Raw genomic sequence first — 11556 nt, 5'->3', positions numbered from 1 at the left:
AGCACGGACGAGCCGGGCAACACCGTTCAGCTCACGTGTTCCACCTCAGCCTGAGTGTTGGCGATGGCGTGCGGGACGGTCACCAGGGCCAGCACTGCAAGAGCGCCGGCTGCCGCAAACACGTAGAACCCCCAGGGGTAGGCGACTCCAGCTGCGACCAGCCCGCCCGTTACTGCAGGTCCGGCGATGGCCCCCACGCGGCCCACCCCGGCAGCGAAACCGAGGGCGGTGGCACGCAGGCGGGCCGGGAACAGCTGGCTCACCCAGGCGTAAACCAGCACTTGGGCGCTGAATACAAACACTCCGGTGACGAATACGAGGGCGTTGAGCAGGACCGCGTTATCAACCTTGATGCTCAGAAGGGCAAGGCAGACGGCGGAGAGGCCAAACCAAAGCAGCACGATGGGTTTGGTGCCATGCCTGTCGGCCAGGATGCCGGCGATGATGAGGCCGGCGACGGCGCCGAGATTCAACACCAGGAGCAGGGAAAGGCCTGCGCTCACGGGATATCCAGCGGATGCCATGAGCTGGGGGAGCCAGGTGTTCAGGCCATAGACCAGCAGTAGCCCCATGAATGAGGCGGCGGCGATCGCCGCGGCGACCAAGGGGTAGGGCTTCTTCACCAGATCCCGGAAACCCGTTTGTTTAACTGTCTTCGCTGTCGGACCAGCCTGCAGGGTTTCCGGCAGCTTGAACCACAGGAAGGGCAGGAGGATGAGCCCGGCAGCACCACCGACGACGAACATGATTCGCCAGTCGGGAATGACCAACAACGCGAGGAAAGCCGTTGCGACCGCCCCCACGTGGTACCCGGTCATAGTGCGGGTGGTGGACTTCCCTGCAGACCCCGCCGGCGAATAGTCATTCATGTAGGCGAGAGCAGCCGGAAGGCAGGCCCCCAGCCCCAGCCCGGCCAGGAGCCGGAAGGCGCCGAACACTGCGACATTGGGCGCCCAAACCACCGCGATGGTGAAAATCGAGAACCAGAGCACGCAGGCGGCCAGCAGTTTCCGACGCCCGAAGCGATCCGAGAGCGGGGCGATGAACAGTGCGCCCAGGCCGACGCCGACCAGGGAGATGGTGGCCACCAAAGTAGCGCCGACTGCGTCAAAGCCAAGCTCGCCGGTCTTGATAAGGGTGGGAATGACAGTGCCGAGCACCACCAGGTCAAAGCCGTCCAAAACCATCGCCAGCCAGCAGAGCCAGACAGGCCAGCGTGATACGCGCATGGAGGGAGAAGTCGTCATGTAATCCTCATTGATCAGGGATAAAGGTAAGAACACGCCGGCCGAGAGCTGCACCACTTGCGGGCGTGACCCACGGCATACGTTCTGCTTATGAAGGATAGCGCTAAAGTTCACTTAGCGCACTGCGGTTCGTATGTCGAACAAGGCCTCAATCGCTTGACCGCCGAAAAAATTGTGGATTTCCCTTCTACCCCGCTGTTACACGTGGGCGCATGATAAGCGGCATGAAAAGAACAGTTCTGGCAGGTCTCGCATCGGCCGTGATGGCGCTCGGCGCCCTCACGGCCGCTGTGCCAGGCAACGCTGCCGCCACATCCCCGCTCGCATCTTCGTCTTTCGTGTCCGGACAGATCCTGGTCAAGTTCCGCGACAACGCCGCGGCCTCCGGTGTCCTCGGCCAGCACGGCCTTCGTGAAGGCCCGGCCGTCGGCAGCACTGGCGCCCATCTCATCACAGTGCCGGCCGGCAAGGAGCTCCACCTCGTTGAGGCACTGAGCCACAATCCCGCGGTGGAGTACGCCGAACCGGACGAACTCGCAACGGCTACCTCAGATGATGAGTACTTCCCCCGCCAATACGCCCTGCACAACGTAGGCCAGGCATTCACGAACACCGCTGGCACCAAAACCGTGGCCGCGGGCACCGATAACGCCGACGTGGATGCCGTCGAAGCCTGGACCGTAACCACCGGCGGCGACACGCGGGTTGCCATCATCGACTCAGGCGTGGCCATCAACCACCCGGACATCTCGTCCAGGGTTGTTGAACGGGCCAACTTCAGCGACACCGCCATCGTTGTGGATGAGGACTACGACAGGTACGGACATGGAACCCACGTGGCCGGCATCGTGGCCGCCGCCCGGGACAACACCATTGGCGTTGCCGGCGTGTGCCCGGACTGCGCCATCCTGGACGCCAAGGTGCTCAACGACAGCGGATCCGGCTCCAGCTCCGGCATTGCCAACGGCATCAACTGGGCCGTCAGCAAGGGCGCCCAGGTGATCAACATGAGCCTCGGACGCCGCGTCTCATCACGGACCCTCGAAGCCGCTGTCAACAACGCCTGGAATGCGGGCGTGGTGATTGTTGCCGCTGCCGGCAACGGCGGTACCCAGGCCCAGGTCTATCCGGGTGCCTACCCGAATGTCATTGCCGTTGCCGCCACGGACAACAACGACATGAAGGCGTCGTTTTCCACGTACGGAAAGTGGGTGGATGTTGCCGCGCCGGGCGTGGGCGTCTACTCGACTTTCCCCACCTACCCGTTCACCTTGGGCGGCCAGAACGGCCGGTCCATGGGCTACGACATCGAGACCGGCACTTCGATGGCTTCACCAATCGTCGCCGCGACTGCGGCATTGGTGTGGAACACGGCGGCCGGGACGTCCAACATTGAGGTTCGCAAAAAGATCGAAGCCACCGCCAACCCGATCAAAGGTACGGGAACCTACTGGAAGTACGGCCGGGTGGACGCCTGCAAGGCGGTGGGCTGCACCAAGTAGCGCAGCCTTGGCTACGACTGCAGGGACTGCATCACCGACAGGTGCCCGGCGCGCGCCGACACCAGGCACTTGGCCAGGTAGAACGGCCGGTTGGAGTGCCTGACGAACTGTGTCAGCACCAGGACCGGGTCCGACGGGCGCAGGTCCAGCAGCTTCGCGCGGCTGGGGCCCACCTGGCTGAGGCTGATCTGGCACTCGCCCGGACCGGCCAGCCTGCCCAGCTGGTTGTTGAGCGTGGCAAGCAAGGTGTCGCCGCCGTCGTCCTTGATCTCAAGGGGCGCGGCAGGGCCTTTGCCTATGCTGACCGGCTGGGCGGTGACGTTTTCCTGCAGGTGGGCGATGGCCTCACCGTCGCGGATCAGGACCGATTCCCACAGCCAGCAGTCGGTGCCGGGCTCGATGCCGATGCCGGGGGCCACGAACTCGGAGGCGGCCTGCCGCACCACCTGGGTGCGCTTGACCTCCACCGTCTGCCCGGGGCCGCCGAGGACCTCCTCGAAGGGGCGGATCCTTTCGATGCCGATGCGGGGAAGCGTGTCCGAAACGAACCGGCCCACGCCGCGGCGCGCCCGGATAAGTCCGTCTTCCTCCAGGAGCATGAGCGCCTCACGGACCACGGTGCGGCTGACCTTCATGTCGGCACCGAGTTCGGTCTCCGTGGGGATCATGGAGCCGGGGGTCAGGAGGCCGTTGCGGATGGCTTCGGCGATCCGGGAGTACACGGCCACCCGCAATGGCGAGCCCGGCTGGGCGGCCACCGGCTGGGACAGGAACCGGGCGGCGTCCTGGTGCACGTTATGCCTCGCTCTATTGTTGGCGTCTCGGGTGGATTCCAGCCTAGAACACGTTGCACGCGTGTGTTGGACAAGCCTTGTCTAATGCATTCCCTACAGCGTTTCGAGAATCGGGCGTCCCGGGAACAGTGTGGCGTACTGTTTCCGGTACATCCGCCGCCCCACCAGCCGGTAGGCCAGCCGGACCGGGGGAGGGATCTCGCTGAACAGCTCCTTGCGGTCCGCCGGCGGATTGGTGGCCAGCACCATCCCGAGGTAACCCACCAGAAACTTCTTGTCCAACTGCTTGATCCCGTGCTGGCCGGTTTCCTGCATCTCTTTTTCGGACATTGCCCTGTCCGCTACCGGCATCATCTCGGTGACCTCGCGGCGCAGATGTACGTTCAGCACAGCGGCCAGATCCTCATAGCGGGCAGCAAGTTCTGCGCCGGACTCCTCATCCGCCGTGCGCATCCAGCGCAGCCGGACCGGTTCAATCGCCCCGAGCCTGGAGGTGACCTGCCGGTGCTGTTCGAGCATTTGCCCTATGTGCAGGGCGCAAGCCGGCGCACGTTCCTTCAACTGCGGGTACATCAGCAGGTCTTCGCCTTCGTGGTGGATGTGCAGGACCTTGTCGAAGTTCCCCAGCACTTCCCCGACGTAGGCGGCACGGGCCGTATCACCTGCCGCAGCAGAGCGCACCAGCCCCGGCGCTTCCCCGTAAGCCCACAGGAAGAAGCGGTGGATGCGCCGCATACCCGCGGTTCCGCCGCACAGGACGGGCCCTGCCGGCAGTGGAGGAGCAGTCTCGCCGGGCTGCATGGTGAAGAAGTCGGTCATGTCCTGGCCCCTGTCGTCGAGCAGTGAGACACAGGACCTCTCCCCGCCAGCATCGTAGCCCCGGGCCCTGAGGCGCACAATGGCCGGGAGAAAGGTCGACGGCGGGACCCGGAGGCCAGCCGCGTACGCGTTTGCGTGACTTATGCCAGTCGAAGGCGCGTGAACTGGTGCCAGGGCGGGGCCACCGCCAGCCGATGGCTCAAAAGTCACGCAAACGCGTCTCGCGGAAGGGTCAGGCCCGCGCCTGCAGCCCCGGTACGCCGTCCCGGATCTCGAAGGAGGCCTTGGTGGCCACCGGTGCGCCCGGCGTCGTGACGTGGTCCAGCACCCGGAAGTCTGCGGTCAGCGCGTCCCTGGTGATGCGGGTGTTCACATAGCCGCGGTTGTCGTTGTAGAACTTCAGGTGCGGGTTCCAGGCCATGGTGGCGTCCGTGGTGGAGCCCGTGCCGTTGCCGGTGGAGGTGATGGACGTGCACACCAGTTCCGAGCCCACCACCGGGGCGGCGGGATCCCTGTAGTCCACCTTAACGTCGTTGGCCCAGTGCCGGTGCACATCACCGGTGAGGACGACGGCGTTGCGCACCTTCGCGTCGATCCAGCCCTGGGTGATGCGGCGGCGGGAGGCCGCGTACCCGTCCCAGCCGTCCATGGAGACGTCGTCGATCTCCGGCGCCTTGTTCCGGTCGCGCTCCGCGAAGAAGACCTGCTGGCCCAGGATGTCCCACCGCTGCGTGGAGTTCCGGAATCCGTCCAGCAGCCACTTCTCCTGCTCGGCACCCGTGATGGTCCGGTCCTCGGCGAGCCGCTCGGCCACGTTCTTTTTCCATCCGTCGCCGGCCAGCTGGTCGTCGCGGTACTGCCGCGTGTCCATCATGTGGAAGTTGGCCAGCTGGCCCCACTGGATCCGCCGGTAGATCTTCATGTCCGGCCCGGCAGGCAGCGACGACGGGCGCAGCGGCATGTTCTCGTAGTACGCCTGGAACGCGGCCGCCCGGCGCTGCCGGAAGTGCTCCACGCTGTCGTTCAGCTGCCCGGCGTCGCTGTTCTCCGGAACGTCGTCCGCCCAGTTGTTGTCCACCTCGTGGTCATCCCAGACCACCGCCCACGGTGCAATTGCGTGCGCTGCCTGCAGGTCGGCGTCGGCCTTGTACTGCGCGTGCCGTTGCCGGTAGGTCTCCAGCGTGACGGTCTCGGGACCCTCGTGGTCCCGCGGGTTGCCGCCGCCGATCACGTAGCTGTCCTTCTTGTATTCGTAGAGGTAGTCGCCCAGGTGCAGCACCAGGTCCGGGTGGTCCTCCGCCAGGCGCCGGTAGGCGGTGAAGTAGCCGTGCTCGTACTGCGCGCAGCTGGCGAATGCCATGGCCAGCGCGGCCGGCGTCTCGTGCGGCGCGGGGCTGGTGAGGGTGCGTCCCACCGGGCTGATGTACTTGCCCGTGCGGAACCGGTAGAAGTACTCGCGGCCCGGCTTCAGGCCGCGCAGTTCCACGTGGACGGAGTGCGCGGTTTCAATCCGGGCGTGCTCGACGCCGCGGGCTACTACGGTGCGCATGGTGGAGTCCTCGGCCACCTCCCACTGCACAGCCACGGGGCGTGACGGCATCCCGCCCAGCCCGTCCTCCGCCACCGGGTTCAGGGCCAGGCGGGTCCAGAGGACGAAGCCGTCCGGCCACGGCTCGCCCGACGCGATGCCGAGCATGAAGGGATCGGTGCGGAGGCCGGCGTCGTCGGCGGTGGAAACGGCGACGGCGGCACTCGGCAGTGCGGCGACGATGCCGGCTCCGAGGCCGGCGGAGATGAGGGTTCTGCGGGAGATGTTGTCCATGGCGCCCACGCTATTTCCGGCTGTTGGACAGGTTTTGAGGAGGATATGAATGGACGGTTAACGGCGTGACAAGAGCTGTCGATTGGGCCCGAAGGCGCGTCCAGCGCAGGCCTTTGGCCTCTGGCTAGCTTCGGGACTGGCGCGCAGAGTGAATCCAAGTCCATCCAGCCAGGGAAAGAAGACGCCATGCCCCGCATCTCAGTCATCACCGGTTCGGCCTCCGGCATTGGCAGGGCCACGAAGGAACTGCTCGAGGAGCGCGGCGAGCGTGTCATCGGCGTGGACATCCATGACGCGGAGGTGGTGGCCGACCTCTCTGCGGCAGAAGGACGCGGCGCCTTGGTGGATGCGGTGCGGAAGGTCAGCGGCGGCAGGATCGACGCCATCTACGCCGTGGCCGGCCTTGCCGTCCCGGGACCCGCCACCGTTGCGGTGAACTTCTTCGGAGCTGTTGCCACGCTCGAAAAACTCCGCCCCCTGCTCGCCGGCTCGGACGCGCCGCGGGCCGTCGTGGTCTCCTCGATGGCAGCCCTGATGGCCAGCGATGAGGAACTCGTTGCCCTGCTCACCGCCGGGGACGAACAGGCGGCGATGGCCCGCGCCGAGGTCCTGGCCAAGGAACCGGCTACCGGTGGCCTCATCTACTCTTCCACGAAGCTTGCACTGTCACGGTGGGTCCGCCGCCAGGCCGCCGGCCCCGAGTGGGCAGGGGCCGGGATCCCATTGAATGCGGTGTCGCCCGGCGTCATCGCCACCCCCATGACGGCCGACCTCATTGACACCGAACAGGAGCGGGAGGGACTCCTGAAAGTAGTTCCCATGCCGCTGAACGGCATCGCCGAACCCATCGTCGTGGCCCGTCTGCTGGCGTGGCTCAACAGCCTGGAGAACACGCACCTGTGCGGGCAGATCGTCTATGTCGACGGCGGCAGCGACGTTGTGCTGCGCGGCGATTCGGTCTGGTGAGCGGCTGGCCAGGCGCAACCACATGGCAGGCTCAGGCGCCGGAGGACGCGCGGAAGGCCAAGTACCGTGAATCAGCCCGGCCCACGAGCCGGCCCAACGCTTCCACGGCCAGCGAATCAGCAGCGCCCATGTCGGTGGAGAGCCAGCGGACCAGAAGTCCGGGATCCCCGCTGACCCGCACGGCCGATCCCACGGCCAGATCCAGCTGGTCCCGCAGCAGCTGAACGGCCAGCGCGCCGGACCTGCTGAGCAGGGGAGCCCGATACGCTTCCAGCGCCTCCGCGACCAGGCCCTCGCGCAGCAGCCGCAGCACCCGCCCCGAATCGGAAGCCCCGGCCAGGCCTGCTGCGAGCCGGTACGGGTTCGATTCCACCGCCCCGCCCAGCATCGACCGCACCCTGAACATCTCGGTGCGGATGGCCTGCGGCGTGCCGGCGTCGCCATGCAGCTCATAAGCCAGCTCCTCGGCGGACCAGCCTTGGGACCGGGAGTCCAGCAGCGCCAGGATCTCGGCCCGGCGCAGGGTCAGCGGTGAACGGACGCCATCGGCAAACACCGCCGCAGGCTTGTCGCCGAGCAGTTCCAGCGACTCCACAACAGCACCCTGCCCGGCAACATTCTGCCCGCCAACAGCATGCGCAGGACGCCGGGACCCGCCCTTGGAAGCCGGGGCACCGAAGGAGGTGCCGGCGTCGGACGTTCCCAGCAAAGCCTCCGCCACCCGGACGGCGCAGCGCACCATCCTCAGGGTGTCCGCGCTGATAGTGTCCAGCGGCCCGGAGACGTCCAGCACGCCCAGCAGCCGTCCCGTGGTGGGATCCGTGATGGGCGCGGCTGTGCAGGCCCAGTCGTGGTGGGTCCGGACTAGGTGCTCGGCGGAGAACAGCTGCACGGGGCCGCCGGTGACCAGGGCCTCGCTGATAGCGTTGGTGCCGATTCCGGCCTCGGACCAGTCCGCGCCCTCCAGGAATTCCAGCTGGTCGGCCCGCCGGAGGACCGCCGGGCTGCCCACGCGCCACAGGATCTCGCCGCTGGCATCGGTGAGCACCAGCAGGTGGCGGCCGGAACGGGAATCGTCGGCCAGGAGATCGTGCAGGGCCGGCATCACCTGCTGCAGCCGGTGGTCCCGCCGCAGCTCCAGCACCTCGGACGGCTCGTGCAGGTGCCGCGGGCTGTGCTGGTCGGGGCTGATGCCCAGGGCCATGGAGCGGTGCCAGGAATCCACCAGGCTGGTGGGGATCTCGGGCCGCGGCACACCGGAAATAACCAGCTCATGCGCGCGCCGTAACGTCCGCGCATACCGTGCCGGGTCCGAAAACCGCAGGCCCTGGTCCACTGTTCCTCCTCACAGCCGGCGTCCTTGCCGGTCCGTGTAACGCCGTTGTTACCCCCGCGGGGTTCCACTAGTGATGCAGCTCACGCCCGCCCCAGCATATCGCAGGGCTTAAGGCGGGGCCCATGGATCAGCAGAACAGCACACAAAGGAGTGGAGATGACCCAAACACCCACCGCTGCCGCCCAGGCTTGGCTTGCCGGCCTGGATGATGCGCTGCAGCGGCGCGACGTGGAGGCAGCGCTGGAGCTCTTCGAGGACGAAAGCTACTGGCGTGACTTCGTGGCGTTCACCTGGAACCTCAAAACCCTCGAAGGCAAGGCGGACATCCGGCACATGCTGGAGGCCACCTTGGACCGGGTGCAGCCATCCAGCTGGGCGCTTGCGGAGGACGCCACCGGGGACGCCGAGGCGGTGGAAGCGTGGATCACGTTCGAGACAGGAGCAGCCCGCGGCTACGGCCACCTCCGGCTGCGGAACGGCAAATGCTGGACGCTGCTGACCACCATGCAGGAGCTCAAGGGCTTCGAGGAGAAGAAGGGCCCGCGCCGCGAGCAGGGCGTGGCGCACGAGATCGTCCGCGGCCGCCGCTCCTGGAAGGAGCTCAAGGAGGAGCAGGAAGCCAGGCTGGGCTACGAGGAGCAGCCTTACTGCGTGATCATCGGCGGCGGGCAGGGCGGCATCGGCCTGGCGGCGCGGCTCAAGCGGCTGGGCGTGCCCACCATCATCATCGAAAAGAATCAGAACCCCGGCGACTCCTGGCGCAACCGCTACAAGTCCCTGCACCTGCACGACCCCGTCTGGTACGACCACCTGCCCTACCTCAAGTTCCCGGACGACTGGCCCGTCTTCGCCGCCAAGGACAAGATCGGCGACTGGCTGGAGCACTACACCCGCATCATGGAGCTGAACTACTGGTCCGGCACCGAGTGCGTGGGGGCAGCGTACGACGACGGCACGCAGGAATGGGCGGTCAACGTCCTTCGCAACGGCGAACCGGTGACCCTCCGGCCCAAGCAGCTCGTCTTCGCCCTGGGCGTCTCCGGCTACCCGAACATCCCTAAGTTCGACGGTGCCGAGAGCTTCCTGGGCGAGCAGCGGCACTCCTCGCAGCATCCCGGCGGCGGGGACTGGACGGGCAAGAAGGCCGTGGTGATCGGCTCCAACAACTCCGCGCACGATATCTGCGCGGACCTCTGGGAGCACGGCGCCGACGTCACCATGATCCAGCGCTCCTCTACGCACATCGCCCGCAGCGAATCGCTGATGGACCTGGCGCTGGGGGACTTGTACTCGGAGCGGGCTTTGGCTGCCGGGGTGACCACGGAGAAGGCGGACCTGCTGTTCGCGTCGCTGCCCATGCGCATCCTGCCTGAGGCGCAGGTGCCCGTGTACCAGCAGATGGCCGAGCGGGACGCGGAGTTCTACTCGCAGCTGGAGGCCGCGGGGTTCGACCTGGACTTCGGTGTGGACGGGTCCGGCCTGTTCGTGAAGTACCTGCGGCGCGGCTCCGGCTACTACATCGACGTCGGCGCTTCCCAGCTGATCATCGACGGACGGGTGAAGCTGAAGTCAGGCCAGGTTTCCAAGATCACGGGCAATGCCGTGGTCATGGCGGACGGCACTGAGCTGGAGGCGGACCTCATTGTCTATGCCACCGGCTACGGTTCCATGAACGGCTGGCTGGCGGACCTGGTGTCTCCCGAGATCGCGGACCGCGTGGGCAAGTGCTGGGGATACGGGTCAGACACGCCAAAAGACCCTGGTCCCTGGGAGGGGGAGCTGCGCAATATGTGGAAGCCAACCAACGTGCCGCAGCTCTGGATCCACGGCGGCAACCTGCACCAGAGCCGGCACTACTCGTCTTATTTGGCGCTGCAGCTGAAGGCCCGGATGGAAGGACTCGAAACACCCGTCTACGAACTGCAGCCCAGCCACCACACCCGTTAGCAGCGTTCACAGCATGGAGGAATCATGAAGGCAGCACGTTTCCACGCCCGCAAGGACATCCGGATCGAGGACATCCCGGAGCCGGAGCTGCGGGCGGGGGCGGTGAAGATCGACGTCGCGTGGTGCGGCATCTGCGGCACGGACCTGCACGAGTACCTGGAAGGGCCCATCTTCTGCCCGGCACCGGGCCATCCGCACCCGCTCTCGCACGAGGAATCCCCGGTGACCCTGGGGCACGAATTCTCCGGGACCGTCTCTGAAGTCGGCGAAGGCGTGGACGGGCTGGAAGTTGGTGACAACGTCGTCGTCGAACCCTATTTTGTGGACGGCGACTGCGACATGTGCCAGGCCGGCAGCTACCACCTGTGCCGGCAAATGGGCTTTATCGGGCTCTCCGGGGGCGGGGGAGGGCTGAGCGAGAAGATCGTGGTGGACGCCCGCTGGGTGCACCCCATCGGCGACATTCCGCTGGATGAGGCGGCGCTGATCGAGCCGCTGTCCGTGGCGCACCACGCGGTGGCGCGCAGCGGCGTGAAGGCCGGCGACACGGCGCTGGTGGGCGGCTCGGGCCCCATCGGGCTGCTCACCGCGGCCGTCCTCAAGGGCATGGGGGTGACCACGATCATCAGCGAACTCACCCAGGCCCGCAAGGAGAAAGCCACCTCCAGCGGTGTGGCGGACCACGTCCTGGACCCCAGCAAGGAGGACGTTCCCACGCGGGTACGGGAACTCACCGGCGGGGCGGGGGCCGACGTCGCGTTCGAATGCGCGGGCGTGAACGCCGTCCTGGACACCATGCTCGACGCCGTCAGGCCCGGTGCCGTGGTGGTGAACGTGTCCATCTGGGGCGCGCCCGCCACCGTGGATATGCAGAAGCTGGTGCTGAAGGAGATCGACCTGCGCGGCACCATCGCGTACGTCCGCGACCACCCGGCCGTCATCAAAATGGTGCAGGAGGGCAAGGTGGACCTCAAACCCTTCATCACCGGCCGCATCGCGCTGGAGGACCTGGTGGAGCAGGGCTTCGACACCCTGATCAACCACAAGGACACCGCAGTGAAGGTGCTGGTGCACCCGTAGGGCCGGGGCTGGAGTGTTCCCGCGCCGCGCCCGGACTTTAGTC

General features: G+C 66.7%; 9 protein-coding genes. 4 read left to right on the top strand and 5 right to left on the bottom strand.

The window, feature by feature from the left end; all coding sequences use genetic code 11:
* Positions 1-26: 26 nt before the first annotated feature.
* Complete coding sequence (locus ASG86_RS08800) at positions 27-1247, bottom strand: MFS transporter (RefSeq protein ID WP_056332619.1); 1221 nt, start codon at positions 1245-1247, stop codon at positions 27-29.
* Positions 1248-1471: 224 nt separating this feature from the next.
* On the opposite strand from ASG86_RS08800, the gene ASG86_RS08795 reads away from it, so the two are divergent.
* Entirely contained in the window at positions 1472-2749 is a 1278-nt protein-coding gene (locus tag ASG86_RS08795) for a S8 family serine peptidase (RefSeq protein WP_056332615.1), read from the top strand.
* Between the two features lie 11 nt (positions 2750-2760).
* Here ASG86_RS08795 and ASG86_RS08790 read toward each other — a convergent pair whose 3' ends face one another.
* The 3 genes from ASG86_RS08790 to ASG86_RS08780 all read right to left on the bottom strand — a co-directional run bounded on the left by ASG86_RS08790 (position 2761) and on the right by ASG86_RS08780 (position 6184).
* The gene (locus ASG86_RS08790) at positions 2761-3543 is read right to left on the bottom strand and encodes a GntR family transcriptional regulator (protein WP_056332614.1); all 783 of its coding nucleotides are present in this window, start codon (positions 3541-3543) and stop codon (positions 2761-2763) included.
* Positions 3544-3636: 93 nt separating this feature from the next.
* Positions 3637-4362: a hemerythrin domain-containing protein gene (locus ASG86_RS08785; RefSeq protein ID WP_056332610.1), complete on the bottom strand. Its 726-nt coding sequence runs from the start codon at positions 4360-4362 to the stop codon at positions 3637-3639.
* Between the two features lie 232 nt (positions 4363-4594).
* Positions 4595-6184, bottom strand: coding sequence for an alkaline phosphatase D family protein (locus ASG86_RS08780; protein WP_056332981.1), 1590 nt, complete (start codon positions 6182-6184; stop codon positions 4595-4597).
* A 186-nt stretch (positions 6185-6370) separates the two neighbouring features.
* On the opposite strand from ASG86_RS08780, the gene ASG86_RS08775 reads away from it, so the two are divergent.
* Positions 6371-7150, top strand: coding sequence for an SDR family oxidoreductase (locus ASG86_RS08775; RefSeq protein WP_056332607.1), 780 nt, complete (start codon positions 6371-6373; stop codon positions 7148-7150).
* Positions 7151-7181: 31 nt separating this feature from the next.
* Here ASG86_RS08775 and ASG86_RS08770 read toward each other — a convergent pair whose 3' ends face one another.
* A complete protein-coding gene (locus tag ASG86_RS08770; RefSeq protein WP_056332603.1) occupies positions 7182-8486 on the bottom strand; it encodes a GAF domain-containing protein in 1305 nt (434 codons plus the stop codon).
* A gap of 156 nt (positions 8487-8642) precedes the next feature.
* On the opposite strand from ASG86_RS08770, the gene ASG86_RS08765 reads away from it, so the two are divergent.
* The gene (locus tag ASG86_RS08765; RefSeq protein ID WP_056332600.1) at positions 8643-10433 is read left to right on the top strand and encodes an NAD(P)/FAD-dependent oxidoreductase; all 1791 of its coding nucleotides are present in this window, start codon (positions 8643-8645) and stop codon (positions 10431-10433) included.
* 24 nt (positions 10434-10457) lie between these two features.
* Complete coding sequence (locus tag ASG86_RS08760; protein WP_056332597.1) at positions 10458-11513, top strand: 2,3-butanediol dehydrogenase; 1056 nt, start codon at positions 10458-10460, stop codon at positions 11511-11513.
* The last annotated feature ends 43 nt before the right edge of the window (positions 11514-11556 follow it).

It is taken from the genome of Arthrobacter sp. Soil764, from assembly GCF_001428075.1.
Taxonomy (GTDB): domain Bacteria; phylum Actinomycetota; class Actinomycetes; order Actinomycetales; family Micrococcaceae; genus Arthrobacter.
The sequence above is the reverse complement of the archived record's forward strand: the minus strand, read 5'-3'. Positions and strand labels throughout refer to the sequence as shown.

Bases quoted from the DNA above. Each gene is read 5' to 3' on its own strand.
- ASG86_RS08795 (WP_056332615.1), top strand. From the start codon at position 1,472: ATGAAAAGAACAGTTCTGGCAGGTCTCGCATCGGCCGTGATGGCGCTC.
- ASG86_RS08785 (WP_056332610.1), bottom strand. From the start codon at position 4,362: ATGACCGACTTCTTCACCATGCAGCCCGGCGAGACTGCTCCTCCACTG.
- ASG86_RS08780 (WP_056332981.1), bottom strand. From the start codon at position 6,184: ATGGACAACATCTCCCGCAGAACCCTCATCTCCGCCGGCCTCGGAGCC.
- ASG86_RS08775 (WP_056332607.1), top strand. From the start codon at position 6,371: ATGCCCCGCATCTCAGTCATCACCGGTTCGGCCTCCGGCATTGGCAGG.
- ASG86_RS08760 (WP_056332597.1), top strand. From the start codon at position 10,458: ATGAAGGCAGCACGTTTCCACGCCCGCAAGGACATCCGGATCGAGGAC.
- ASG86_RS08765 (WP_056332600.1), top strand. From the start codon at position 8,643: ATGACCCAAACACCCACCGCTGCCGCCCAGGCTTGGCTTGCCGGCCTG.
- ASG86_RS08800 (WP_056332619.1), bottom strand. From the start codon at position 1,247: ATGACGACTTCTCCCTCCATGCGCGTATCACGCTGGCCTGTCTGGCTC.